This is a genomic window from Spirillospora sp. NPDC029432, assembly GCF_040703975.1.
Taxonomy (GTDB): Bacteria; Actinomycetota; Actinomycetes; order Streptosporangiales; family Streptosporangiaceae; genus Spirillospora.
The window spans coordinates 1-25,233 of sequence record NZ_JBEZWH010000084.1 but is presented as its reverse complement, the minus strand read 5'-3'; the positions used below and the strand labels follow the sequence as shown (position 1 = coordinate 25,233).

Annotated in this window: 23 protein-coding genes; 11 read left to right on the top strand and 12 right to left on the bottom strand. The window is 75.3% G+C overall.

The features are described 5' to 3' along the window. Positions 1-7: 7 nt before the first annotated feature. Both paaB and paaA read right to left on the bottom strand, forming a co-directional pair. Positions 8-316, bottom strand: coding sequence for a 1,2-phenylacetyl-CoA epoxidase subunit PaaB (gene paaB, locus AB0881_RS37215; RefSeq protein ID WP_366624913.1), 309 nt, complete (start codon positions 314-316; stop codon positions 8-10). After that, on the bottom strand, positions 313-1,284 hold the full coding sequence (gene paaA / locus AB0881_RS37210; RefSeq protein ID WP_366624911.1) for a 1,2-phenylacetyl-CoA epoxidase subunit PaaA: 972 nt from the start codon (positions 1,282-1,284) through the stop codon (positions 313-315). Before paaA ends, paaB begins: the two co-directional genes overlap by 4 nt. A gap of 115 nt (positions 1,285-1,399) precedes the next feature. Here paaA and paaZ point away from each other — a divergent pair, with 115 nt between their 5' ends. Both paaZ and AB0881_RS37200 read left to right on the top strand, forming a co-directional pair. After that, complete coding sequence (gene paaZ / locus AB0881_RS37205; RefSeq protein ID WP_366624909.1) at positions 1,400-3,466, top strand: phenylacetic acid degradation bifunctional protein PaaZ; 2,067 nt, start codon at positions 1,400-1,402, stop codon at positions 3,464-3,466. A 1-nt stretch (position 3,467) separates the two neighbouring features. Then, the gene (locus AB0881_RS37200; RefSeq protein WP_366624907.1) at positions 3,468-3,773 is read left to right on the top strand and encodes an EthD family reductase; all 306 of its coding nucleotides are present in this window, start codon (positions 3,468-3,470) and stop codon (positions 3,771-3,773) included. A 12-nt stretch (positions 3,774-3,785) separates the two neighbouring features. Here AB0881_RS37200 and AB0881_RS37195 read toward each other — a convergent pair whose 3' ends face one another. After that, on the bottom strand, positions 3,786-4,307 hold the full coding sequence (locus AB0881_RS37195; RefSeq protein WP_366624905.1) for an Lrp/AsnC family transcriptional regulator: 522 nt from the start codon (positions 4,305-4,307) through the stop codon (positions 3,786-3,788). Positions 4,308-4,451: 144 nt separating this feature from the next. Here AB0881_RS37195 and pdhA point away from each other — a divergent pair, with 144 nt between their 5' ends. Genes pdhA through AB0881_RS37180 form a run of 3 tightly spaced genes read left to right on the top strand, consistent with a single transcriptional unit; the run spans position 4,452 to position 7,805 of the window. Continuing rightward, a complete protein-coding gene (pdhA, locus tag AB0881_RS37190) occupies positions 4,452-5,534 on the top strand; it encodes a pyruvate dehydrogenase (acetyl-transferring) E1 component subunit alpha (RefSeq protein ID WP_366624904.1) in 1,083 nt (360 codons plus the stop codon). A gap of 1 nt (position 5,535) precedes the next feature. After that, a complete protein-coding gene (locus AB0881_RS37185) occupies positions 5,536-6,552 on the top strand; it encodes an alpha-ketoacid dehydrogenase subunit beta (RefSeq protein ID WP_366624902.1) in 1,017 nt (338 codons plus the stop codon). Further along, a complete protein-coding gene (locus AB0881_RS37180) occupies positions 6,549-7,805 on the top strand; it encodes a dihydrolipoamide acetyltransferase family protein (RefSeq protein ID WP_366624900.1) in 1,257 nt (418 codons plus the stop codon). The genes AB0881_RS37185 and AB0881_RS37180 overlap by 4 nt, the downstream gene beginning before the upstream one ends. 25 nt (positions 7,806-7,830) lie before the next feature. Here AB0881_RS37180 and AB0881_RS37175 read toward each other — a convergent pair whose 3' ends face one another. The 4 genes from AB0881_RS37175 to AB0881_RS37160 all read right to left on the bottom strand — a co-directional run bounded on the left by AB0881_RS37175 (position 7,831) and on the right by AB0881_RS37160 (position 11,433). Further along, positions 7,831-8,712 (bottom strand): sigma-70 family RNA polymerase sigma factor, encoded by an 882-nt coding sequence (locus tag AB0881_RS37175; RefSeq protein ID WP_366624898.1) that lies wholly within the window; start codon positions 8,710-8,712, stop codon positions 7,831-7,833. Positions 8,713-8,792: 80 nt separating this feature from the next. After that, a complete protein-coding gene (locus tag AB0881_RS37170) occupies positions 8,793-9,452 on the bottom strand; it encodes a response regulator transcription factor (RefSeq protein ID WP_366624896.1) in 660 nt (219 codons plus the stop codon). Then, entirely contained in the window at positions 9,449-10,603 is a 1,155-nt protein-coding gene (locus tag AB0881_RS37165) for a histidine kinase (RefSeq protein ID WP_366624894.1), read from the bottom strand. Before AB0881_RS37165 ends, AB0881_RS37170 begins: the two co-directional genes overlap by 4 nt. Beyond that, entirely contained in the window at positions 10,600-11,433 is an 834-nt protein-coding gene (locus tag AB0881_RS37160) for a CPBP family intramembrane glutamic endopeptidase (protein WP_366624892.1), read from the bottom strand. Before AB0881_RS37160 ends, AB0881_RS37165 begins: the two co-directional genes overlap by 4 nt. Before the next feature lie 211 nt (positions 11,434-11,644). Between AB0881_RS37160 and AB0881_RS37155 the strand changes: the two genes are divergently transcribed. Then, positions 11,645-12,364, top strand: coding sequence for a CAP domain-containing protein (locus AB0881_RS37155; RefSeq protein ID WP_366624890.1), 720 nt, complete (start codon positions 11,645-11,647; stop codon positions 12,362-12,364). A gap of 23 nt (positions 12,365-12,387) precedes the next feature. Here the strand turns inward: AB0881_RS37155 and AB0881_RS37150 are convergent, their stop codons facing one another. The 3 genes from AB0881_RS37150 to AB0881_RS37140 form a co-directional block, all read right to left on the bottom strand. After that, positions 12,388-13,866: a sigma-70 family RNA polymerase sigma factor gene (locus AB0881_RS37150; protein WP_366624888.1), complete on the bottom strand. Its 1,479-nt coding sequence runs from the start codon at positions 13,864-13,866 to the stop codon at positions 12,388-12,390. A gap of 130 nt (positions 13,867-13,996) precedes the next feature. Next, entirely contained in the window at positions 13,997-17,398 is a 3,402-nt protein-coding gene (locus AB0881_RS37145; RefSeq protein ID WP_366624886.1) for a DUF4132 domain-containing protein, read from the bottom strand. Positions 17,399-17,483: 85 nt separating this feature from the next. Continuing rightward, the gene (locus AB0881_RS37140) at positions 17,484-18,596 is read right to left on the bottom strand and encodes a Clp protease N-terminal domain-containing protein (protein ID WP_366624885.1); all 1,113 of its coding nucleotides are present in this window, start codon (positions 18,594-18,596) and stop codon (positions 17,484-17,486) included. Positions 18,597-18,794: 198 nt separating this feature from the next. Here AB0881_RS37140 and AB0881_RS37135 point away from each other — a divergent pair, with 198 nt between their 5' ends. The 5 genes from AB0881_RS37135 (at position 18,795) to AB0881_RS37115 (ending at position 22,856) form a co-directional block, all read left to right on the top strand. Continuing rightward, positions 18,795-20,198 carry a histidine kinase gene (locus AB0881_RS37135; protein WP_366624883.1) on the top strand — a complete coding sequence of 468 codons (1,404 nt, stop codon included), beginning with the start codon at positions 18,795-18,797 and terminating at the stop codon, positions 20,196-20,198. A 4-nt stretch (positions 20,199-20,202) separates the two neighbouring features. Continuing rightward, positions 20,203-20,844 (top strand): response regulator transcription factor, encoded by a 642-nt coding sequence (locus tag AB0881_RS37130; RefSeq protein WP_366624881.1) that lies wholly within the window; start codon positions 20,203-20,205, stop codon positions 20,842-20,844. Then, positions 20,841-21,482: a 5,6-dimethylbenzimidazole synthase gene (gene bluB / locus AB0881_RS37125; RefSeq protein ID WP_366624879.1), complete on the top strand. Its 642-nt coding sequence runs from the start codon at positions 20,841-20,843 to the stop codon at positions 21,480-21,482. Before AB0881_RS37130 ends, bluB begins: the two co-directional genes overlap by 4 nt. An 81-nt stretch (positions 21,483-21,563) precedes the next feature. Further along, positions 21,564-22,241 (top strand): DUF899 family protein, encoded by a 678-nt coding sequence (locus tag AB0881_RS37120; RefSeq protein WP_366624877.1) that lies wholly within the window; start codon positions 21,564-21,566, stop codon positions 22,239-22,241. A gap of 105 nt (positions 22,242-22,346) precedes the next feature. Then, positions 22,347-22,856, top strand: coding sequence for a hypothetical protein (locus tag AB0881_RS37115; protein ID WP_366624876.1), 510 nt, complete (start codon positions 22,347-22,349; stop codon positions 22,854-22,856). Positions 22,857-22,904: 48 nt separating this feature from the next. Here AB0881_RS37115 and AB0881_RS37110 read toward each other — a convergent pair whose 3' ends face one another. Further along, positions 22,905-24,524 (bottom strand): TerD family protein, encoded by a 1,620-nt coding sequence (locus AB0881_RS37110; RefSeq protein WP_366624874.1) that lies wholly within the window; start codon positions 24,522-24,524, stop codon positions 22,905-22,907. 6 nt (positions 24,525-24,530) lie between these two features. Then, on the bottom strand, positions 24,531-25,100 hold the full coding sequence (locus AB0881_RS37105) for a TerD family protein (RefSeq protein WP_366624928.1): 570 nt from the start codon (positions 25,098-25,100) through the stop codon (positions 24,531-24,533). Between the last annotated feature and the right edge of the window lie 133 nt (positions 25,101-25,233).

Below are 25,233 nucleotides of genomic sequence, written 5' to 3'. Positions count from 1 at the left end.
CTGCCTCTCACATGTGCGGGACGTTGCCGGGGATCTCGTAGAACGTCGGGTGCCGGTAGACCTTGTCGCCGTTCGGCGCGAACAGGGGGTCCTTCTCGTCGGGGCTGGACGCGGTGATCGCGTCGGCCCGCACGACCCAGATGCTCACGCCCTCGTTGCGCCTGGTGTAGACGTCGCGAGCGTGCCGCAGCGCCATCGCGTCGTCGGGGGCGTGCAGCGATCCGACGTGCACGTGGTTGAGCCCGCGCTTGCCGCGGACGAACACCTCGTACAGCGGCCACTCCCGCCGGTCCGCGCCCGCGGGCCCGGCGCTCACCGGGCACCCGCCTCGGCGAACGCGGTGGCGGCCTCGCGCACCCAAGCGCCGTCCTCGTGGGCGGCGCGGCGGTGCGCGAGCCGCTCGGCGTTGCACGGGCCGTCGCCGCGGATAACGGCGGCGAGCTCGTCCCAGTCGGGCTCGCCGAAGTCGTAGTGGCCGCGCTCCTCGTTCCAGCGCAGCTCGGGGTCGGGGAGCGTGACGCCGAGCGCCTCGGCCTGCGGGACGGTCATGTCGACGAACTTCTGCCGCAGCTCGTCGTTGGAGTTCCGCTTGACGCCCCACGCCATCGACCGCTCGCTGTTGGGCGAGTGGGCGTCCGGCGGGCCGAACATCATCAGCGACGGCCACCAGAACCGGTCCACCGACTCCTGCACCATGGCGCGCTGGGCGTCGGTGCCGCGCATCATCGTCATCAGCAGCTCGTAGCCCTGCCGCTGGTGGAACGACTCCTCCTTGCAGATGCGGATCATCGCGCGGCCGTACGGCCCGTAGGAGGTGCGGCAGAGCGGGACCTGGTTGCAGATCGCGGCGCCGTCGACGAGCCAGCCGATGGTGCCGACGTCGGCGTACGACGGCGTCGGGTAGTTGAAGATCGACGAGTACTTCTGCCGGCCGGCGAGCAGCAGCCCGGTCAGCTCGGAGCGGGAGACGCCGAGGGTCTCGCACGCCGAGTACAGGTAGAGGCCGTGGCCCGCCTCGTCCTGCACCTTGGCCAGCAGGATCGCCTTGCGCCGCAGGGACGGGGCGCGGCCGATCCAGGCGCCCTCCGGCTGCATGCCGATGATCTCGGAGTGGGCGTGCTGGGCGATCTGGCGGACGAGTGTCCGGCGGTAGGCGTCCGGCATCCAGTCGCGCGGCTCGATGCGGTCGTTGCGCGCGATGGTCGCGTCGAAGGCGGCCTGGCGCCGCTCCTCCTGTTCCCGATCCGGTTCCCGTCGCTGGTCCTGCTCCGCCGGCGTCGTCATCGTCCCTCCGGAACGTCGGACTCATTTACTTATCGCTCGGTCAGTAATACCGTGACACGGGAGGACGGTCCCGCGCAACACCCTGGCGACGCCCCGCCCGCCGAGAGGAGACACCGTGAGCGAGCCCGCGAGCGAACGGCCGCTGGAGAGCTACGCCGCCGGACGATGGTTCCGCCCGGCCGACGACGGGGAGCCGCTGCTCGACGCGGCCACCGGCGAGGAGGTGGCGCGCCTTTCCAGCCGGGGCCCGGACGTCCCGGCGATGGTCCGGCACGCGCGCGAGACCGGCGGCCCGGCGCTGCGGTCGCTGACCTTCCACGAGCGGGCCGCGTTGCTGAAGGCGCTGGCCAAGCACCTGACGGCGGGCAAGGACGAGCTGTACGCGCTGTCGACCCGGACGGGCGCCACCGCGCGGGACACGGCGGTCGACGTCGACGGCGGCATCGGCACCCTGTTCAGCTACGCGAGCAAGGGCGTGCGCGAGCTGCCGAACGACACCGTCGTCCTGGACGGCGGCCCGGAGCGCCTCGGCAAGGGCGGCACGTTCGCCGGGCAGCACGTCTACGCGTCCAGGCCGGGCGTCGCGGTCCAGATCAACGCCTTCAACTTCCCCGTCTGGGGGATGCTGGAGAAGCTGGCCCCGGCGTTCCTCGCCGGGCTGCCGACGATCGTCAAGCCCGCGGGCCAGACCGCGTACCTCGCCGCGGCGGCCGTCCGGCAGATCATCGGGTCGGGGATCCTGCCCGAGGGCACGCTCCAGCTCCTCGCGGGCGGCCCGGAGGGGCTGCTCGACGCGCTGACCGTCCAGGACTCCGTCGCCTTCACCGGCTCGGCGCACACCGCGGGCATCCTGCGCCGCCATCCGAACGTGCTGGACGGCGGTGTCGTCCTCGGCGTCGAGGCCGACTCGCTCAACTGCTCGGTCCTCGGTCCGGACGTCCGCCCGGACGATCCCGAGTTCGACCTGTTCGTCAAGGGCGTCGTGACGGAGATGACGGTCAAGGCCGGGCAGAAGTGCACGGCCATCCGCCGGGTGCTCGTCCCCGAGGCGATGGCCGGGCCGGTCATCGACGCGCTCGCCGACCGCCTCGCGAAGGTGACCGTCGGCGACCCGCGCAACCCGGACGTGCGGATGGGCGCGCTCGCGAGCCTCGGCCAGCGGGACGAGGTGCGCAAGGCCGTCGAGGCGCTGCGGGCGAGCGCGGACATCGTCGTCGGCGACCCGGCGGGAGCGCCCCTGCTCGACGGCGACGCCGCGCGCGGCGCGTTCATGACCCCGCTCGTGCTGCGCGCGCGGCCCGGCGCCGCCGAGCCGCACGACGTGGAGCCGTTCGGGCCGGTGGGCACCGTCCTCACCTACGGCGGCCTGGACGAGGCGGTCGCGCTGGCCGCGCGCGGCAGGGGCAGCCTCGCCGCGTCCGTCGTCACCCACGACCCGGACGTCGCGCGGTCCGTCGTGCTCGGGCTCGCGCCCTGGCACGGCCGCGTCCTCGTCCTGGACCGGGACGACGCCGCGGAGTCGACCGGGCACGGCTCGCCGCTGCCCGTCCTCGTCCACGGCGGGCCGGGACGCGCCGGCGGCGGCGAGGAGCTCGGCGGGATCCGCGGCGTCCTGCGCCACATGCAGCGCACCGCCGTCCAGGCGTCCCCCGACCTGCTCACCGCCGTCACCGGGCGCTGGACGGCGGGCGCCGCGCGCACCGAGGCGGACGTCCACCCGTTCCGCAAGTCCCTCGCCGAACTGCGGATCGGCGACACGATCGCCTCGGCGAAGCGGACGGTCACGCTGGACGACATCGGCCACTTCGCCGAGTTCACCGGCGACACCTTCTACGCGCACACCGACCCCGAGGCCGCCGCGCGCAACCCGCTGTTCGGCGGGATCGTCGCCCACGGCTACCTCGTCGTCTCGCTGGCCGCCGGCCTCTTCGTGGATCCGGCGCCCGGGCCCGTCCTGGCGAACTTCGGCGTGGACGCGCTCCGCTTCCTGACGCCGGTCAAGGCGGGTGACACGATCGGCGTGACCCTCACCGTCAAGCAGATCACCCCGCGCGGCAACGCGGACTACGGGGAGGTCCGCTGGGACGCCGTGGTGGCCAACCAGGAGGGCGCGGCGGTCGCCACCTACGATGTGCTCACCCTCGTGGCCAAGACTTGGCCGACCGAGCCAACGGAGGTCTGACATGCACCGCCTCACCGTCCAGTACTTCTCCCCCGCCGACCCGGCGAAGTTCGACGAGCGCTACGAGAGCGTGCACGTGCCGCTCGTGCGGGCCCTGCCGGGGATCAGGTCGTTCACGCTCACGCGGCCGCAGGCGCTCGGCGGCGACGGGCCGTACCTGGTCGCGGAGCTGTGGTTCGAGGACGCGGACGCCCTCAACGCCGCGCTCGGCAGCCCGGAGATGAAGGCGGCGGGCGAGGACGCGGCGACCTACGACGTCGCCTCCAGGGTCATGTTCTCCGGCGAGGTCCACGAGGTGCTCGCGTAACCCCGGACGTCCTTATTCTTCCTGTGGTTCCGGCCGCGGCGCCCAGCCGGCGCCGCGGCCGCGGGCCTCGTCGAACACCAGCCAGGTACGGGTGGCGCGGACGCCGGGGATGTCCTGGATGCGTTCCAGCACCACCCGCCTGAGCGCCGCGTTGTCCGGCGCCCTGACCAGGACCAGGACGTCGTAGTCGCCGCCGACCATCGCGAAGTGCTCGACGTACCGGATGTCCTGGAGCCGCGCCGACACCGCGCGCCAGGAGTTCTGCTCGATGGTCACCGAGACGTACGCGCTGGTGCCGAGGCCCGCCCGCTCCGGCGCCAGCTCGGCGGTGAAGCCGGTGATCACCCCGTCGCCGGTCAGCCTGGCGAGCCGCGCGTAGGCGTTGGCGCGGGAGATGTGGACGCGCTCGGCGAGGGCCCGCATCGAGATCCGGCCGTCGCGCAGCAGCTCGGCGATGATCGCGCGGTCCACCTCGTCCAGGCGGCCGGCAGAACGTCCCGGCCAGCCCCCGTCCGCGCCCTCGTCGATCGACACATGGCCTCCTCGAAGCCCGGTTGAAGGCTGTTTGTCGCTCATTGTGACCGATGTCTTGAACGGTTGGCGGGCGCGGCGGACGCTTCTCGTGACGAACGTCCAGAGAAAGCGAGCGCCGCCATGCCCGTGCGGACAGATCGCCAGGTGGCCGAAGACCTCCTCCCGTCGCCCGTACCGGTCCGCTTCGTCGCCGAGGACGGCACCGCCGCCGAACCGCCCGCCGGGTACCCGGCGCCGGCGGGCGAGCGGCTCCTGGACGCCTACCGGCGGATGGTCGCCGGCCGCCGCTTCGACCGGCAGGCGACCGCGCTGACCAAGCAGGGCCGGCTCGCCGTCTACCCGTCCAGCCGCGGGCAGGAGGCCTGCCAGATCGCCGGTGTGCTCGCGCTCCGCGCGGACGACTGGCTGTTCCCGACGTACCGCGACTCCGTCGCCCTCGTCGCCCGCGGCCTCGACCCCGTCGAGGTGCTGACGCTGCTGCGGGGCGACTGGCACTGCGGGTACGACCCCGCCGCCACCCGCGTCGCGCCCCAGTGCACCCCGCTGGCCACCCAGACGATCCACGCGGTCGGGATGGCCGAGGCGCTGCGCCGCAAGGGCGAGGACGCCGTGGTCATGGCGTTCGTCGGCGACGGCGGGACGAGCGAGGGCGACTTCCACGAGGCGCTCAACTACGCCGCCGTCCTCGGCGCGCCCGTCGTGTTCCTCGTCCAGAACAACAGGTACGCGATCTCCGTGCCGCTGGCGAAGCAGACCGCCGCGCCCGCGCTCGCCTACAAGGGGATCGGGTACGGCGTCCGGTCCGAGCAGGTGGACGGCAACGACCTGGTCGCGGTGCTGGCCGTCCTCGACACGGCCGTCCGGCGCGCGCGGGAGGGCGGCGGGCCGTTCCTGGTGGAGGCGCACACGTACCGCATGGACGCGCACACCAACGCCGACGACCCCACCCGCTACCGGCGCGCCGAGGAGGTCGAGGAGTGGGAGTCGGCCGATCCGATCGCCCGCCTGGAGACCTACCTGCGCGGCCGGGGACTGCTCGGCGACGACGGCGCCGCCGCGGCGCGCGAGGCCGCCGAGGAGTCCGCCGCCCGCCTCCGCGACGCGATGAGCGCCGAGCCGGCGGCGGACCCGTACGAGATGTTCGACCACGTCTTCGCCGACCCCACGCCGCAGCTGCGCGAGCAGCGCGAGCAGCTGGCCGCCGAGCTGACCGCCCGGGAGGACTGACATGACCGCGATGACGATGGCGCAGGCGATCAACGCGGCCCTGCGGGACGCGCTGCGCGAGGACGAGCGCGTCCTCGTCTTCGGCGAGGACGTCGGCCCGCTCGGCGGCGTCTTCCGCGTCACCGACGGGCTGACCGCCGAGTTCGGCGAGGACCGCTGCTTCGACACCCCGCTCGCCGAGGCCGGGATCGTCGGCCTCGCCGTGGGCATGGCGATGGGCGGGTTCCGGCCCGTGGTGGAGATGCAGTTCGACGCGTTCGCGTACCCGGCGTTCGAGCAGATCGCCTCGCACGTGGCCAAGATGCGCAACCGCACCCGCGGCCGGACGCCGCTGCCGATGGTGATCCGGATCCCGTACGCGGGCGGCATCGGCGGCGTCGAGCACCACTGCGACTCCAGCGAGGCGTACTACGCGCACACGCCCGGCCTGAAGGTCGTCACGCCCGCCACGCCCGACGACGCGTACTGGCTGCTGCGCGACGCGATCGCCGACCCGGACCCGGTCGTGTTCATGGAGCCGAAGCGGCTGTACTGGGCGAAGGACGAGACCTCCGTCGGAGACCGGCGGGCGGCGGGCTTCGGCCGGGCCGCGGTACGGCGGGCCGGCGCCGACGCGACGCTGGTCGCGTACGGGCCCGGCGTCCCGGTCGCGCTCCAGGCCGCCGAGGCCGCGGCCGCGGACGGCATCGACCTGGAGGTCGTGGACCTGCGCACGATCGTCCCGTTCGACGACGAGACCGTGGTGGCCTCGGTGCGCCGGACGGGGCGCTGCGTGGTCGTCCAGGAGGCGCAGGGGTTCGCGGGCGTGGGCGCGGAGATCGCGGCGCGCGTCCAGGAGCGCTGCTTCCACTCGCTCGCCGCGCCCGTGCTGCGCGTGACCGGCTTCGACATCCCGTACCCGCCGCCGAAGCTGGAGCGCTCCCACCTGCCGGACGCCGACCGGGTCCTCGACGCGGTCGACCGGCTCCAGTTCGACGACGAGCCCGACGTCCGGCATCTGGCGCGGGAGGCGTCATGACCGCGCCCGCGCCCGCCCGCCAGGTGTTCCGGCTGCCCGACCTCGGCGAGGGGCTCACCGAGGCCGAGATCGTCGAATGGAAGGTCGCGGTCGGCGACACGGTCGAGACCGACCAGATCGTGGTGGAGGTCGAGACGGCCAAGGCGGCGGTGGAGGTGCCCGTCCCCTATGCCGGTACGGTCCTGGAACTGCACGCGGCGGCCGGCACCGTCCTCGCGGTCGGCGAACCCCTCATCGAGGTCGGCCGGGAGGCGCACCCGGCCGCGGCCCGGTACCGCGAGGAGGAGCGGGCGGGCTCCGGCAACGTACTGATCGGCTACGGCACCGGCCCCGCGCCCGGGCCGCGCCGGCGCCGCCGGGGCCGGACGGCGGCGGGCGGGCGGCGGGCGGCGCCGCGCGTGATCTCCCCGCTCGTCCGCCGGATCGCCGCCGAGCACGGCGTGGACCTCGCCGCCGTCACCCCCACCGGCCCGCGCGGGGTGATCCTCCGCCGCGACGTCGAGCAGGCCGTCACCCGCAAGGCCGGGCCCCCTGCGACCCCGGCCGCCGCGGCGCTGGTGGACGAGCGGATCCCGCTGCGCGGGGTCCGCCGGGCGGTGGCCGACAAGCTGAGCCGGAGCCGCGGCGAGATCCCCGACGCCACGACCTGGGTGGACGTCGACGCCACCGGCCTGATCGCCGCCAGGGACGAGCTCCGCCGGACGTGCCCCGACCTCGGCATCGGGCTGCTCGCCCTGCTGGCCCGCATCTGCGTGGACGGCCTGCGCCGGTTCCCGGAGCTGAACTCGTCCGTCGACACCGGCCGCGCCGAGATCGTCCGGCACGGGCACATCGGCCTCGGCTTCGCCGCGCAGACCGACCGCGGCCTCGTCGTCCCGGTCGTCGAGGACGCCCACCTGATGACGACCGCCCAGCTCGCCGCCGAACTCGCCCGCCTCACCGGCCTCGCCCGCTCGGGATCGCTGCCGCCGGACGCGCTGGCGGGCGGGACGTTCACGCTCAACAACTACGGCGTCTTCGGCGTGGACGGCTCCACCCCGATCATCAACCACCCCGAGGCGGCGCTGCTCGGCGTCGGCCGCGTCGCCGACCGGCCCTGGGTCACCGCCGGCGGCGCGGTCGAGGCGCGCAAGGTCGTCCAGCTGTCCCTGGCCTTCGACCACCGGGTCTGCGACGGCGGCGCGGCCGGCGGCTTCCTGCGCCACGTGGCCGACCGCGTCGAGAACCCGGCCGTCCTGCTCGCCCACGCATGACACGAGCGGCGCGGCGCGGCGCCGGTCAGGGCTCCAGAGCGGTGAGGTCTAGGCGGGCGAGGCGGTCGGGGTCGGACAGGATGTCGATCGCGGTGATCCTCTCGTCGGTGACGGTGAAGCTCATGATCGAGATGAGCCGGCCGTCGATGGTGTCGACCAGGCCGGCCGCGCCGTTCACCAGGACGGGCCGGGCGTGCGCGGCGGTGGCCATGCGCCGGAAGGTGGCGGCCTGGCCCGACACGGCCGCGGCGCCGCGCAGGACCCGGATGCCGCCGGGGAGCGCCCGGCCGCTGTCGGCGCGCAGCACGACGTCCGGATCGAGGATGGCGACCAGGCCGTCCAGGTCGCCGCCGCGCGCGGCGGTCAGGAAGGCGTCGACCACGCGCCGCTGGGCGGCCGGGTCCGGCTCGGGGGCCGCGCCCCGGACCCGGAGGCGGGCGCGGCCGGCGAGCTCGCGGGCCGCGGCCGGGGCGCGGTCCACGATCGGGGCGATCTCCTCGAACGGCATGCCGAACATGTCGTGCAGGACGAACGCCAGCCGTTCGGCCGGGTTCAGCGACTCCAGCACCACCAGCAGCGCCAGCCCGACCGAGTCGGCCATCAGCGCCCGCTGCTCGGGGTCGGCGGCCTGCTCGCGGACGACCGGATCCGGCAGGCGCGCCTTCAGCGGCGTCTCCCCCCGCAGCCGGCGCGAGCGCAGCGTGTCCAGGCACACCCGGCCGACGACGGTGGTCAGCCAGCCGCCGAGGTCGTCGATGGCGGCGGCGTCGGAACGCGCGAGCTTGAGCCAGGCCTCCCGCACGGCGTCGTCGGCCTCGGCCGGCGAGCCCAGCATCCGGTACGCCACCGCCTTCAGGTGCGCGTGGTGCTCCTCGAACAGCTCGCCCAGGAAATCACGCTCGTGCATGCCCGTCCCTCCGTCGTTTCGACCGTCGCAGGGATGACGGACGGGACGGCGCGGATGTGACCGCGGCGGCGGGAAGGCCGTCAGGTGACCAGGCCCGTGCGGTACGCGTAGACGACCGCCTGCACGCGGTCGCGCAGGTCGAGCTTGGTGAGGATGCGCGACACGTACGTCTTGACGGTCTCCGGGCTGATGACCAGGGTCGCGGCGATCTCGCCGTTGGACAGGCCGTTGGCGATGAGGCGCAGGACCTCCAGCTCGCGCGGGGTCAGCGCGATGCCGTCCGGCGTGCTCGCGGCGGGCCGGATCCGCGCCGCGTACCGGCCGACGAGCTGCCGCGTCACCTCGGGCGCCAGCAGCGCGGCACCGGTCGCGACGGTGCGGATGCCGTGCAGCAGCTGCGCCGGCGGGGCGTCCTTGAGCAGGAAGCCGCTCGCCCCGGCGCGCAGCGCCTCGTACACGTACTCGTCCAGGTTGAACGTCGTCACCACGAGCACCTTGACGGGGTCCGCGACGCCGGCGCCGGCCAGCAGCCGGGTCGCCTCGATGCCGTCGAGCACCGGCATCCGGACGTCCATCACGACCATGTCCGGCTTCAGCCGGCGGGCGAGGTCGACGGCGGCGCGGCCGTCGCCGCACTCGCCCACGATCTCCAGGTCGGGCTGCGCGTCGATGATCGTGGAGAAGCCGGTGCGGATCAGCGCCTGGTCGTCGGCGACCAGGACGCGGACGGGCGCGGTCACGACGGGTTCCCCGCGGGGATCCGGGCGCGGACGGCGAAGCCGCCGCCCGGCCGCGGGTCGGCGCCGAACTCGCCGCCCAGGGCCGCGACCCGCTCGCCGAGCCCGGCGAGGCCGCGGCCGCTCCCGCCGGGGGACGCGGTCCGGGACCCGGACCCGTCGTTGCTGACCTCCACGCTGATCTCCCTCTGGCCGTAGCGGACGTGGACCACGGTGCGGCTGCCGTGGGCGTACTTGAGCGCGTTCGTCAGGGCCTCCTGCACGACCCGGTAGGTCGTGAGCTCGGCGCTGCCGCCCGACTCGGCCGGCTCGCCCTCCCGGGTGAACTCCACCGGCTGCCCGGCCCGGCGCGTCTGGTCGACGAGCGTGGTGAGATCGCCGGCGGACGGCGTCCGGTCCTCGGTGCCGTGGTCGGGGTTGAGCAGGTCGAGCAGGTGCCGCAGGTCGGTGATGGCCCGCCGGCCGGTGTCGGTGACGGCGCTCAGGGTCTCGTCGAGGCGGTCGGGCGCGGCGGTGAGGTACCGGGCCGCCTCGGCCTGGACGACCATCGCCGTCACGTGGTGGGTCACGACGTCGTGGAGCTCGCGGGCGATGCGGGTGCGTTCGGCGGCACGGGTGGCGGCGGCGACGTGGCGGCGGCGCTCGGCCTCGGCGATCCGGGTGGAGCGCAGCCAGGACCCGATGCCCCACGTGAAGGCGAGCACCACCAGGAACGCCGCGTAGTCCTCCGGCCCGTCGCCGGTGCCGGGCCGGTCGATGGCGACCGCCAGCGGTACCCACGCCGCGGCGAAGAGGCCCGCGACGAGGTACCGGTGGCGTTCCACATGGGCGCCCGCGCTGATCAGCGCGATGGGCAGCGCGGTGCCCGCGAACGCGTGGTAGCCGGAGAGCTGGTCGATGGCGAAGCCGAGCGCCACCAGGGCGAGGCCGGCGACGGGCCACCGGCGGCGCCCCGCGAGGGGGAGGGACTGGAGGGCGACCGCCACGACGGCGAGCGCGTCGTACGGGCGGCCCGGCATGTCGCCGATCGTCGTGCCGAGCCCCTGCAGCCCCGGGAGGAGCGACCCGATCAGCAGCAGCAGCGCGAGCGGGAGATCCCGGACCGTGACGTCGCACCGCCGCCACAGATCCGGGACCCGCCGAAGATCGATCACTGGGCGAGGGTAGCGGTCGCGGCGGCACGGGCGCGGCGCCGAACGGGGACCACGTTGCCGCGCCGGTGGGCCAGCCACATGAACACGACCGTCAGCAGCAGGCCGAACAGCACGGCGTACGGGCTCCCCTCCGGACCGAAGTCGCCGCCGGTGAGCAGGGCCTTCCCGGACGTCACGCCGTTCAGCAGGCCCTCGGTCTCGGTCTGGCCGGAAACCGCGGTGCCGAAGATCCCGGCGCCGGCGAAGTTCCAGGCGAAGTGCAGGCCGATCGGCAGCCACAGGGAGCGGGTCGCGGCGTACGCGGCGGCGAGCATCCCGCCGGCCTCGATGGCGATGGCGGTGGCGCCCCACAGGCTGGCGTTCTCGTTGCCCAGGTGCATGAGGCCGAACACCACGCCGGTCAGCGCCAGCGCCAGGTACGTCCCGATGCGTTCCTCGACGATCCGGAACAGGACGCCGCGGAAGAGCAGCTCCTCCGTGACCGCGGCGGCGGCCATGAAGCCGATCAGCGCGATCGGGCCGGTCAGGGAGCCGAAGCCGTCGACGCGGTAGTAGCCGAGGGTCGCGAGGTTCACGATGACGGCCCCGAACATCCCGAGGCCGATCAGCGCACCCCGGCCGAGCCCGCCGGCGGCGCCCTTCAGGGCGAGCTCCGCCGGCTCGCGGCGCTCGGTCCGCCGCACCACCCAGGCGTACGTGAGCAGCGCCAGCACGGCGGCCGCGAGACCGAGGACGAAGGTGAGGGCCGCGTTCCCCTCGACCGCGCCGACGGCGGCGCTCCCGGCGAACGCGACCGCCGCGACGGCCACGAGCTGCTTCAACAGGCGCATGACGACCCTTTCAGGAGACTCCGCGGCCGGAGCGCCGCGAACAGGGACAACGCTATGGAGTCGGGCGGTTCGGAATCGTCACCGCACAGTGGACACTTCCCCGTAGCTCGCTCGGGGGACAACGGCCGGGGGCGGAAGACTCGAAAGGGAGCCTCGGCGGAAATTTCTGGACTTTCGGTAATCGGGTGTCGGGCCCGGGGTCTCCGAGGGCATGGATCACAACGCAACGCCTCCCCGCCGGCGGAACGGCGGCCGGGGCACAGCCGCCGCGCGCTGGGCGGCCCCGCTGGCCGCGGTCGCCATCGCCGCCGCCGGCTGCGGCTCCGAACCGTCCTCCGGGTCCCCGGCAGCGGCGGCGGACCGGACGGAGCAGCCCGCTCCCGCCACCACGACTCCCGCGCCGGAGCCCACGCCGACCACTTCGTCGCCCGCGCCGGAGCCGAAGCCGAAGAAGAAGGCGAGCAAGGCCCCCAAGAAGAAGGCGGCCACGACCACTCCGCGAAGGACGCGCGGCACGTCAGGGTCGCCGGGGCGGACGGCGTCCGCGCCCTCGTCGGCGGCCGGGCAGGTCGTGGCGCTGACCAACGCCGAGCGCCGCAAGAAGGGGTGCTCCGCCCTGACGATCGACGGCAGGCTGCAGAACGCGGCCCAGCGGCACTCGGCCGACATGGTCGCCCGCGGCTACTTCAGCCACAGCAGCCCCAGCGGGAAGGGCCCGGGCGACCGGATCACCGCGGCCGGGTACCGGTGGTCCACCTACGGCGAGAACATCGCCGCGGGGCAGCCGACCCCGGCGAGCGTCGTCTCGTCGTGGATGAACAGCTCCGGGCACCGGGCGAACATCCTCAACTGCTCGTTCAAGAACATCGGGATCGGCCTGGCCCGCAAGGGCGGAACCCCGTACTGGACGCAGGTCTTCGCAGCCCGCTGACCAGGCGGCCCGCCGCCCCGCGGTCAGCGCGGGGCGGCGAAGACCTGGGTCCAGTACGGTCCGCCGGGCCCGGTGGCACGCCCGACACCGGAACGGGTGAACCGGCAGTTGACGATGTTCGACTTGTGGCCGGGGCTGCCCATCCAGGAGGCCGTCACCGAGGGCGCGGTCTTCTGCCCCTTGGCGATGTTCTCGGCCCAGGCGCTCCAGCGGAACCCGGTGGCGTCGATCCGCTCTCCGGGGCCCGTGCCGCCGGGCGCGGTGTGGCCGAAGTAGCCCTGGCCGGCCATGTCGGACGAGTGGCGGCGAGCGGCGGCGCTCAGCCGCCGGTCGGCCCGCAGCGGCGCGCAGCCCCGCCGGGCGCGCTGGACGTTGACGAGCCTGATCACGTCGGCTTCGGGGCTCGGCGCGGCGGCGGGCCGCGGGGACCGCCGCGGGGTCCTGCGCGGCGCCGGTTCGCTCGTCTCGGAGGACGGGCGCCGGGACGTGACCGCGGTGGTCGGCCGGCTCGCGTCCGGGAGGGGCTGTAGCACGATCGCCTTCCGCGGCTCGTCCGGCCATGCGATGACGGTGACGACCGCGAGCGCGGCGGCGGCCGCGCCGAGGACGGCCACCGTCCGGCCGCAGGGCGGCCGGAGCCCGTGCCCGCCGGACGCCCCGTGCCCGCCGGACGCCCCGCCGGCGTCCGCGGGCGCGTCCGGCAGGGACGACGCGGCCGCCACCAGTTCCTTCGGGGCCGTTCCGGCCGCCGGTACGAGCGGCACCAGGGCGAGGCCGGCCAGCAGCGCCTCGGCGGGCACCAGCCCCTTGCGCCGCCCGCGGCAGGCACGGCAGTCGCGCACGTGCCGCGCGATGCGCTTGCGCCACAGCGGCGACGGCACGCCGTCCCACGGGCCCGTCACCGCCGCCAGCCCGCCGCAGACCGGCTCGGCCGCCAGCGCGCGGACGATCATGCGTCCGGTGTCGAGCCGCTCCTTCATCCGCTTGACCCGCACGGCCGCGTGCCGGGCCGGCAGGCCGGCCGCCTCGGCCAGCTCCGCCCTGGTCAGGAACCCCGCCGCCTCCTGCCACCACAGCGCCAGCAGCTCCCGGTCGGACTCGTCCAGCCAGCGGGTGGCCGCGGCGACCTCCCGGCGCTGGCCGGTCAGCCCCAGCCGGACGATCGTCGTCTCGGCGAAGTCGGGCACCGGGTCGGCCGCCCGCGCCGCCGCCTCGTCCAGGGCGAGCACGGGCCGCTCCCGCTGGGACCGCCACCGCCGGCGCACCTGGTTCATCGCGATCGCGATCAGCCACGGCCGGAACCGCGCCGGGTCGTACAGGCCGCCCAGCCCGCGGAGCGCCCGCACCATGGTGTCCTGCACCACGTCGTCGACGTCGGCGTGCCCGTCCAGCGCGCGCCCGACCACGTTGTAGACCAGCGGCAGGTACTCGTGGACGAGCCGTTCGCGCGCGGCCGCGTCCCCGGCCCGCGCGGCCGCCACCAGCCGATCGAGGTCCTCCACGCCCACTCCAGGCCCACCTCTCCCCTCGCGCGCCCGGAGCGTCCGGCCGCCCTTCAGGAGACCCGCCGGCCGCGCGCGGATTACAGAAAGCCGCCACACTCTCCCAAATCCCCACATCCCGCGCAGCGGTTCATGGGGCGGCGGTGAGCGAGGTGAGGTCGGCGACGATCTCCGAAGCGGTCACCGGATCCAGCTCGCCGAGGCGGCTCCCGCCGGACAGCCGGACGGAGTCGAGGCGCTGCTCGGGCTCGTCCTCGGGACGGCCGGAGCCGAGCCCCGGGTACAGCTCCACCAGGACGCGGCGGCCGGCCGGGAGCGCGCGCGACATCTCGGCGTAGCCGGTGCGCTGCCAGCCGCGATGGCGCAGGGCGAGGACCCGCACCGTGCGGACCTCCAGCCCCTCGAAGCGGGCGAGGCTCCCGCCGCCGCGCTCCTCGGCCGTCAGCGCGTACGTCGCCCGCTCGATCTGCGGGAACGGCTGCAAAATCTCGTAGTCCTCCAGCGCCTCCCGCCAGGCGGCGAGGTCCCCGCCCAGGTCCAGCGGGTGCGCGATGCGGACCGCCGCCGCGCCGGAAAGGGCGAACGCGTCGTCGCGCACGTCGGCGAACGTCCTGTCCTCGGCGACCCGGAACGCGGTCGCGGCGCCGTCCTCCTCGGCCACCCAGACGAGGCGGCGGGCGATGTGCCAGACCAGGGGATGCGCGACGAACAGCTCGCGGAAATCGGCGGCCGTCCACCGCCGCAGCATGACCATGGCGCGCTCCAGGCGCCGGATCTGGTCGGCGGAGGCGGCCCTGGCCATCTTCTTGACCGAGGCGAAGCGCTGGTAGGCGGCCGGGGCCAGCTCGGGGTCGTCCGCCGCCGCGGGACGGGGCAGCGCCTTGCGCCGCCGCCCGTCCCCGTCCAGGACGAACGGGACGAGCGCCGCGTCGAAGCCGACCGTGAACCGGCGCGGCCCGTAGTCGAGCGTCATCCCGCCGTCGGCGTCCAGCCCGAAGTCCGGGACCATCCGGTCGGCGAGCTGCTCGGTCGTGAGCCCGCGGTTCGCGGCGATCTCCGCGATCCGGTCGCGGGCCCTCGCCTTGAGGCCCTTGAACCTCACCCGCCGCGCGATGCCGTCCAGCTGGGTGAGCGCCACGTCGGTGCCGGTCTCGGCGAGGACGTCCAGGCCCCGCACCGCCTTCCGGTGGCCGCCGTCGCCGGGCCAGCCGACGATCGCGGCGGCGAGCGCGCGTACCGTCTCGTCGTCGCCGAGCCAGGCGAGCTGGTCCAGCGCCCACCCGTCCTTGGCGGGCGCCCCGTGCGCCTCCCACCGCTCGAACAGCGCCCGGGAGAACGCGGCCAGCGACCGGCCGTCGCATGACCCGCGCACGGCGGCGACCCCCGGATGGACCTCGCCCGGCCGCGACATCGCCAGCATCGTGACCACGTGTCCGGCGGACGCGGCCGGCAGCGCGCGCTCGCGGCCCCGCAGGAGGATCTGCGGGAGCGGGCCCGGCGCGGCCCATGCCCCCACGTCCGGCATCCTGTCCGGCCGGAACCCCAGCGGGTCGGACACCTGGGCCTCGATCGCGGCCGCCGCCGCGGCACCGTACTCCCGCGCGGCCGCCACGATCGGCTCGGCGCCGAGCCGGCCGGCCAGCAGCCGCAGCGCCCGCTCGGCCCGCGCGCGGTCGCGGCCGGCCTTCCCGAGCGCGGCCGGAACGAGCATCCCGGCCGCGCCGGCGCCGTGCCGGGCGAACCAGGCGACCGCCGTGCGGCGCGCGTCCTTCTTCCGGTCCAGCCAGCCGGCCATCAGCGCCGCGACCTCGGCGTTCAGGTACGGGAGCAGGAGGCCAGCGCAGTCGTCGGGCTCGTCCCGGGCGGCGCGCAGTGCCACGCTCAGGGCGTCCTCGCCGAACCGGCCCACCACGCACTTCATCCAGGAGACGTCGTCGGCGTCCAGCGAGACCTCGCCCGGCCAGCCGGCGAGCAGCGGCCGGAACACCTCGTCGGGCCCCAGCATCAGCGGCTCGGCGTGCCCGGCCCAGATCATGCCGCCAACCCGGAGCTTGTGGACCTCGCGCTCCCAGTCGGTGCCCGCGGCATCGAAATCCGACGCGTACGGGGCGGGGACGGGGGCGGACCATGCCTCCCGCTCGCCCTCCCTCCAGGCCATCCTCAGGTCGGCGGGCGGCTCCAGGCCGGTGACGGCGGCGGGCTCCGCCGCCTTCCGCCCGCGGGTCCACGGCGGCCGGACCAGCAGGGCGGGCAGTTCCTCCGGCCCGGCCTCCGGCACGCGCGGATCCGCCGCGATGACCGCCTCGACCGCCGTCCGGGACGCGGCCGGGAGATCGGGCAGGAGCGCGGCGGCCCGCTCCGGATGGGCCCGTACGTGGCCGGCGAGCCGCCCGGCGGCGCCCGCGCCCGCCTCCGCCAGCAGCCGCAGCGCCCGCGCCGGGAACCTGGTCATCGCCTCGTTCAGCGCGCGCTCCGCGTGCTGATCATCGCCGGCGCGGTCGAGCAGCAGCCGGAACGCCCCGTCGCAGGGCAGCAGGCCGATCACCTTGAGGAGCCGCTTGCGCTCGGCCGGCTCGGAGGCGCGGTCGAGGCCCCGCGCGAGCACCGGGAGGGCGTCGGCGCCCGCGGAATCGGCCAGCGTGACGAGCAGGTCCAGGGGGTGGTCCGCATGGTTCAGCGCGTCCGCCACCGCGCTCCGCTCCGGACCGCCGACCACGGCGCACAGCCATTCCAGCCGGTACGATGACGCGTCCAGCCACTTCTGGCACTCGTCCCGCCAGTCCTGCCGCGTCGGCACCAGGTACGACGCCACGACCTTCTGCTGGAGCGTCCGGCGGTGCGCCGCCAGCCTCTCCTCCGCCTCCCGGTAGTCGTCGTCACCGGCCGCGGCCAGGAGGGAACGCATGCGCCGCGCGGCCTCCTCGCCGAGCCAGAGCTGGGCACCGGCCCGCAGCCGGATCCTCCCGCCGCCGGCCCAGCCCGCCGCCAGGGTGCTCAGCTCGACCAGCGCGCACGCCGCGAACGCCAGCCCGTGCTCCGCGCTCCAGGCGTCCACGAGCCCGTACTGCGGCTCCAACGCCTCGTCGGGAGCGCCGCTGCCCTTGGACCAGCCGTGGCGGACCTGGACCCAGTCGCGCCCGGCCTCGTCCGCCTCACCGGGGGGCGCGCCGTCCTTGCGCACCCAGCCGCCGTCCTTCCACACCCAGTCGTTCGGGTGGCCGGAGCCTGGAACCGTCCGCTCGATCTTCCACGGGAGCAGGGCGACCACCGCCGCGCCCGCCGGGTCGGCCGCGCCGCCGAGGTACCACCGCACGGCGTCCGCCCATTCCGGGCCGGGCACCACCCTGGCGAGCAGGGACTCGGCGTCGCTCCACCGCCCGGCGCGCTGCTCCCGCAGCCGCTCCGCCGCGCCCTTCGCGATCTTGGGGGCGGGGGCGGGGTGGCCGTCCCGCCGCGGATGCAGCCGCCGCCGCAGATCGGCCGGCAGCACCAGTACGTCCTCGTCCCGCGCCGCGTCACGTTGATCACCCATGCGGGGCAACGTAGGGGAGCCGCCCGACAAAAGCCGCCGGAACGGAACCACGAACTACGGAACCCACGAACTACGGGAGCACGAACTACGCCGCGAGCGCCCGGCGGAGTTCCGCGACGTCCACGCCGATCGATGCCAGCAGGCCGCCGCACGGGTCGTCGGGGTCGTCCAGCAGCGCGGTGAGCACATGGACGGTCCCGGTGGACGCGTCGCCGCGCTCCTGGGCGAGCCGGCGCGCGCGGGCCAGCGCCCTCCAGGCCGGGCCGTCCTCGTCCGGGACGAACTCCCCGGCCGGAGCGAGGCCGGCGGAGGCAGCGGCAGCGGCGGCGGCCGTGGCGCCCCGCTCGCGCAGGAGCCCGGCCGCGCCGTTGAGTCCGGCCAGGTCGTCGCGGAGCCGGTCGCCGGCCGCGGCGAGCTGCTCGTCCAGGACGAGCATGGCCACCAGCAGGTGCACGGTCGTCACCGTGGCGTGCCCGAGGCGGACGGCCTGGCGTTCGGCCTCCAGCCGCACGGTGGGCACCATCGGCGAACCGTGGCCGCCGCCGGAGAGCTTGGCGGCGAGACCGCCCCAGAACCGGCCGCGCCGGGTGAGCAGGCCCATGTTGCGCAGGCCGTCCACGGAGAGCGCGTTCGGGGTGCCGTCCTCGCGCGCGCTCGGGTGGACGGCGAGCCGGGCGAGGACCTCCCGCCTGTCCAGCCCCCGCTCCTCCAGCGCCTCGCTCGCCCGGTTGCCGGGGTCCTGCAGCAGCCCGATCAGGAGGTGGGTGGTGCCGGCCCGCGCGGCGCCGTGCTCGCGGGCGCTCAGCAGGGCGCGGTCGATCGCGGCGGCCAGCGCCGCGGACGGCGGCGCCGGGGCGCCGGGCTGCTCGTCCCCCGTGCGGCCCTCGCGCTTCTTGCGCGCCGACCACTCCGCCTCGCGCAGCAGCGCCGCGGCGGCGGGCGCCGGGTCGCCGCCACCGTCCTCGCTGATCCACTGCCCGGGGTGCCGGTGCGCGACGACGCCCATCAGCGAACCGGCGGCGCCCGCCTTGGGGACCAGCACCTCCACGGCCGCGGACTGCCCCTTGAGCAGCGCGAAGAGCAGGTGCTCGGTCCCCACGCCCGGCAGGCCGAGCCGGGCGGCCCGCTCGAACGTTCGCACCAGTGACTCCATCGCCTCGCGGGAGACGTCGGTGGCGAGGCACGGTTCCGGCCGCATTCGGGGTCCCTTCTCTCGGTGGCTCTCGACGACTTCTCGGAGAGCGGTGCTTCGCAGCCTAGGAACGGCCCCGGAGCCGGGGCATGTGCCGATCGGCCAGATCCCGTGGCCGATCGGCCATCATGGACGGGAAGGTCGTCGTCGCTCGCAGATCCCGCGGATCTCGCAGATTAGATCCGGCAGATCAGTCCCCCGTAGATGAGGTGTCCGCAGATTTCCGCGCTGCTCGAACGGGCCCGTTCCGTCCCCGCCCGCGAGGCGGCGTTCTCTGCGCTGGCCCTGGGCGCCGGGCTCGTGCAGCTCGCCTTGGGGTCGCCGTCGCTCGGCCAGTCCGTGGCGAACGCGGCGGTCGCGTGCTGGACGGCGCTGCTCGTCCCCGCCCGCGTGCACCGGCCCGCCGCGACCCTGCTGGCGACCGCGCCGGTGCTCGCCGCCGACAACATCGGGGCGATGGCGGTCCTGCCGATCGTCGCGTTCTCGGCGGCGCGGCGCGTCCGTTCCGCCCGGCGCCTGTGGACGGCGGTCGCGGCGGCCACGGGTGCCGGCCTGCTCATCCTGCTCGCGGTCGGGACGGGCGAACCGTACGGCTGGGCCGGGCTGCTGGCGGCCCACGTGCTCAACGCCGTTCTCCTGCTCATCCTCCCGGCGCTCTCCGGGAGCCTGCTCGGACGGCGCCGGCCGCTGGTGCGGATCCTGCGCGAACGCAACGACTACCTGGAACGCGCGCAGGTGCTCACCGCCGACAAGGCCCGCATGCAGGAACGCGCGCGCATCGCCGCCGAGATGCACGACATGCTCGGGCACCGGCTCAGCCTGATCTCGATGCACGCGGGAGCGCTCGAACTCGGCGCCGCGAAGGACGCCCCCCGGCTGAGCGGCCAGGCCGAGCTCCTGCGCACCACGGCGGCGACCGCGATGTCCGAGCTGCGCGACATCCTGGGCGTCCTCCGCGACACCATGGAGGCCGATCCCGGCGGCACCGGCGAGAGCACCGGGACCCGTACCGACATCGCCGGCCTCGTGGCCGAGTCGCGGCGGGCCGGGATCGACGTCGAGCTGGCCTGGACCGGGCCCGACCTGGACGGCGCCGACCCGCGGACCCGCCACGCCCTGCATCGCGTCGTTCGGGAGGGGCTGACGAACGTCCACAAGCACGCCCCGGCCGCGCGCACCCGCGTGGAGGTGGCGGGGGACGGCGACCGCGTCCGCGTCCTCGTGGTCAACGGCCCGGTGCCGGGCGAGCGCCCGCGTCCGCCCGGCACCCGCCAGGGGCTCATCGGGCTGGACGAGCGGATCGCGCTGATCCGCGGCGCCCTCGCCGCCGGCCCCACGCCCGAGGGCGGCTTCCGCGTCACGGCCGACCTGCCGTGCCACCCGGCCGTGCCCATGCCCGCCGCACCCGGGCTCACCACACCCGGGCCCGCCGTACCCGAGCCTGGAATACCCGAGCCTGGAATACCGAGGGACGAGCCCGCGCCCCCGCTGGACGCCGAGGCGCTCACGCTCCCCCGCGCGCTGGGCGCCGGCTGCCTGGGGCTGCTGGCGCTGGTCCCGGTCGCCGGCGGGCTGGTCATGCTCGCCGTCATGGCGCTCCTACAATGACCGGATGATCCGGACCCTGATCGCCGATGACGAGCGGCTCATGCGAGCGGGTGTCCGCCTCATCCTGGACCATGCCGACGACATCGAGGTGGTGGCCGAGGCGCCGGACGGGCCCGCCGCCGTCCGCGCCTGCCGGGAGCACCCGGTCGACGTCGCCCTCCTGGACGTGCACATGCCCGGCGGGGGCGGGCTCGCCGCCGTCCCGGAGATCGTCCGCGCGTCCCCGCGCACGAACGTCGCGATGCTCACCTCGTTCGGCGACGACCGCAACGTCGCCGAGGCGCTCCGGGCGGGCGCGGTCGGGTTCCTGCTCAAGGACACCGGGCCCGCCGACCTCATCCAGGCGGTACGGACCGCCGCGACCGGCGAGTCGATCCTGGCGCCGCGGATCACCCGCCGGCTGATCGAGCGCCACCTGCTGTCCGGCGCCGCCGACGAGGCCGGGCGCCGGATCGAGCGGCTCACCGGTACCGAGCGCGACGTGCTCGTGCAGGTCGCGGCCGGGCTGTCGAACGCGGAGATCGCCGAGCGGCTCTACATGAGCGCGGGCACCGCGAAAGCGCACATCAGCCGCATCCTCACCAAGCTGGACTGCGCCAACCGGGTCCAGGCCGCGATCCTTGCGCACGACGCGGGCCTGGCATGACCGACGGGATCCCCGCCATGAGCGCCGGCCTGTACGAGACCATCCGGCGCCGCCGGGACGTGCGCGCCGAGTTCACCGGCGATCCGGTCCCGGACGAGGTCCTGCACCGGATCCTGGCGGCCGCGCACGCCGCGCCCAGCGTCGGCCTGTCGCAGCCGTGGGACTTCGTCCTCGTGCGCGACCCGGCCGTCCGCCGCGACTTCCACCGGCACGTCCGGGACGAGCGGGAGGTGTTCGCGGCGTCCCTGGACCCGGCGGCCGCGGAGCGGTTCCAGCGCATCAAGATCGACGGGGTGCTGGAGGCGGCGCTGTCGATCGTGGTGACCTACGATCCCGCCCGCGGCGGCCCGGCCGTGCTCGGCAGGCACGCGATCGCCGACGCGGGCCTGTACTCGGTCTGCCTCGCGATCCAGAACCTCTGGCTCGCCGCCACCGCCGAGGACCTGGGCGTCGGCTGGGTGTCGTTCTACCGGGAGCCGTTCCTGCGCGACCTCCTGGGCATCCCCGAGGGGATCCGCCCGGTCGCCTGGCTGTGCGTGGGGCCCGTCGCCCGCCTCCAGGAGACCCCGGATCTCGAACGGCACGGCTGGAGCCGGCGCCGCCCGCTCGACGCCGTCCTCCACCAGGACCGCTGGTGACTCCCCGGCGATGAGTTTCGCCGGCGGGCCTTGTCTACATGGGTGCACGTGGAACGAGGACCGCCGCACGAGGAGACCGAGATGACCTCCAGAGCACTGCCTCCCGTCGCCGACGAGGAGAGCTGGCGCGCCCGGCTCGGCGAGCTGCGCGCCCGGGAGAAGGCCGCCACGAGGGAGCTCGACGCCATCGCCGCCGAGCGCCGCCGGCTGCCGATGGTGCGGCTGCCGGAGTACACCCTCCAGGGCCCCTCCGGCCCCGTCCGGCTTGCCGACGTCTTCGACGGCAGGAGCCAGCTGATCACCTACCACCACATGTGGAAGCCGGGCCAGAAGTGGCAGTGCCCGGGGTGCACCGGGTTCACGTCCCAGTTCTGGAGGCTGGAGTTCCTCGACGAGTACGACGCCCGCTTCGTCATCGTCACCCAGGGGGAGATCGAGGACGCGCTGGAGTACAAGCGCCGCGTCGGCAACGAGATGGACTGGTACTCGACCGCCGGCAGCCCGTTCGGCGCGGACATGGACGCGCCGCCCGGCGGCGGCTTCGCGGTCAACGTCTTCCTGCGCGACGGCGACACCGTCTACCGGACCTGGCACACCGCCGGCCGCGGCACCGAGCAGCTGAGCCACACGTTCCCGCTGCTCGACATACTCCCGTACGGCCGCCAGGAGGAGTGGCAGGACGTCCCGGAGGGCTGGCCGCAGGCCCCGACCTACAGCCACTGGTGGCCCTCCGAACGCTACGCCCAGTACGGCCGGTGACGGTACGGCCGGTGAGCGGGATCCCGCGTCCGGAACGCCACGCTCTGGCATGATGTGCGCCGAGCTGATCGCGCACAGGGATGATCCGTGTTGAGGGGTCGCATCATGCGGAGTCGCGAGTTCGACAGGCGTGCCGGGATCGTCGCGGCCGCCGCCGTGATCGGGCTGCTCGGGTCCGGCTGCTCGCCGGACCGGCTCTCCCCGTTCGCCGACGAGCCCACCCGGGCGGCGGAGGCGCCGGCGGCACCGCCGGAACCCGCGGTGCCGGGCGACTCGGCGACCGCCCTGAGCGGTGTCTGGGAGGGCACCTACACCTGCAACCAGGGGCTCACGCGGCTGCGCCTGACGCTCACCGGCGACCCGGCCGGCCGGATCACCGGCGTGCTGCGCTTCTCGGCCGATCCGAGCAATCCTTCGGTGCCCACGGGCTCCTACACCGTGAACGGCACGCTCAGCGGCGACTCGCTGCGGCTGCGCGGCGACTCGTGGATCAGCAGGCCGGGCGTCTACCTGATGGTCTCGCTGGACGCGGAACTCTCGTCCGCCGACCCCGACCAGATCCAGGGCACGGTGGACGGCGCCGGCTGCACGACCTTCACCGTCCGGCGGAGCTGAGTCGCCGCCTCGGTCGTGCGAGCCGGCCGTGCGAGCAGGCCGTCCGAGCTAGTCGTACGAGGCGATCGTGCGCGCGTGGGCGTCGAGGACGTGCGCGAGCAGGGCGGGGGCGCGGGTCCCGTCGCCGCCGTCGGGGAGCACGTCCGGGGTGAGCGTCCAGTCCATGCCCACCCACGAGTCGCCGACCGAGCCCTGGCCGGACGGCAGGTTGTTGCAGGACTGCTGGATCCGGATCGCGCGGACGGAGTCGCCGACCGGGGTGTCGGTCTCCACCAGCAGCACCGGCACGCCGACCAGCGGGCCGTCCTCCACCAGGCGGAGCAGCCGGTGCGCGTCCTCGCCGTCGAGCGCGGCACCCGCGTCCATGATCACCACCAGCCGCACCGGGGGACCGCCGGCGGCCGGATCGCCGTCCGGGCCGCCGATCCGGCGCAGGTCGACGAGGTCGAGCAGGCGGCGGAGCCGGTCGGCGGCGGCCGGTCCGGTGGCCACCCCGCCGCCGAGCAGCCGGGCGCCGCCGGCCGGGTCGAGCGCGTTCAGCCAGCCGGCGCCCGACAGCCCCACCGCGTCGATCACCTCCAGCCCGGCCAGCCCCGGCGGGACGGCGGCCAGGAACCGGGTCACCAGCGACCAGGCGTACGCGGCCGCGTCGCCGGGCACCGTGCCGCGCGCGATCCACACGGCCCGCCGCCACGGCACCCGCAGGACGAGCGGCACCCGCAGATCCGGCAGCTCCGGCGTGGACAGCCGTCCCAGCAGGATCCCCTCGGCCAGGTCGGCGCGGGGCCGCCAGGTCAGCCAGGACGGCGCGTCGAACGGCGCCGCCTCGGCCGTGACGTGCGGCTCCACCCGGGCCAGCTCCTCGCGCAGCTGCGCGGCGTCGCCCCGCAGCCGCTCGTCGGCCGCCGCCATGAGCTGGTCGAACCGGCCGCGCGGCACCCGCCCGGTCACCTCGTCGTTGCGGATGTTGAGCGCGTGCTCGGTGGCCGCCCGGAACGCCGCCAGCGAACGGCTCGCGTCCTCCCAGACCAGCCAGCACCGTTCGAGGTAGCCGACCTCGCCGGAGGACGGCGGCGGCATGGGCGCCTCCCGCGGCGGCGGTGGCGGTCCCGGGGGCGCGCCGACGGCGGGGCCGGGCGGCGGGGCGCCCATGCCGGCCTCGGCCTCGCCCGGGTCGTCGACCTCGACGCCGTGCGCCTCGACCAGCTCGGAGAGCCCGCCGGCGTACCCCTGCCCGACGGCGCGGACCTTCCACCGGCCGGCCCGGCGGTACAGCTCCAGCCCGATGATCGCCTTCTCCGGGCCCAGCCCGGCGACCGTGTACAGCGCCATCGGGGCGCCGCCGGCCGCGGCCAGCTGCACCTGCGGCGGCGGCACCGCCCCGAACGAGATCCCGCCCGCGGACAGGCTGACGGCGATCAGCACCGCCGGCACGTCCGCCGGGACGGCGTCGAGATCGAGGTCGACGCGCTGCCGGCCGCCGCCGTCGGTCCAGCGCACGCCCGGCGCCTCGGGGGCGTTGAAGAACACCAGGTCGGCGTCGGAGCGCACGCGCAGGTCGGCGCCCACCAGGAGGGCGCTGACGTCCACGGGGACGGCGCAGGACACGGTGGCGGTGAGCCGGCGGGCGGGCAGCGGGGTGTTGGCGCCGCGCGAGAGTTCGAGCATCGCCGGTCAGGCCAGGCCGGCGATGGTCGGCAGCATGTCCTCGAACGTGCGGCCGTGGCACGGCTCGCCGATCGCGTTCATCTTCCACGCGTCGCCGTGCCGGTAGAGCCGGGCCATCACCATGGCGGTGTGCGCGCCCCCGCCGGTCAGCGTGTACCGGGCCAGCTCGCCGCCGCCCGTCTCGTCGACGAGCCGGCAGAAGGCGTTCTCGACCTCGTCGAACGTCTGCCCGTTGAACGAGCTGACCGTGAACACCAGCGAGCTGACGTGCACCGGCAGCCGCGCCAGATCGACGATCACCGACTCGTCGTCGCCGTCGCCCGCGCCGGTCAGGTTGTCGCCGGTGTGCCGGACCGAGCCGTCGTCGCTGACCAGCTTGCTGAAGTAGACGACGTCGGCGATGCGGCCGTCGGCGAAGAGCACGCAGGAGGCGTCGAGGTCGATCTCCCGCTGCCGGGAGCCGAAGAAGCCCTGTTTGCGCACCGCGTCCCAGCCCAGCCCCATCCGGACCATGCGCAGCGTTCCGCCCGGCTTCTCCAGCGAGATCCGCTGGCCCTTCACCATCGAGACGGTCACGGCCGTCGCCTCCTCGTGTCCCCTGTGCCGCGCGCGCCCCCGGGCGCCCGGGCCCGCCGCCACCCGGTCACCCAGCGCCGGCCCGCCCGGGCGGGCGACGGGGCGGGCGCCGGGCGGGCCAAGCCGGGCCGCC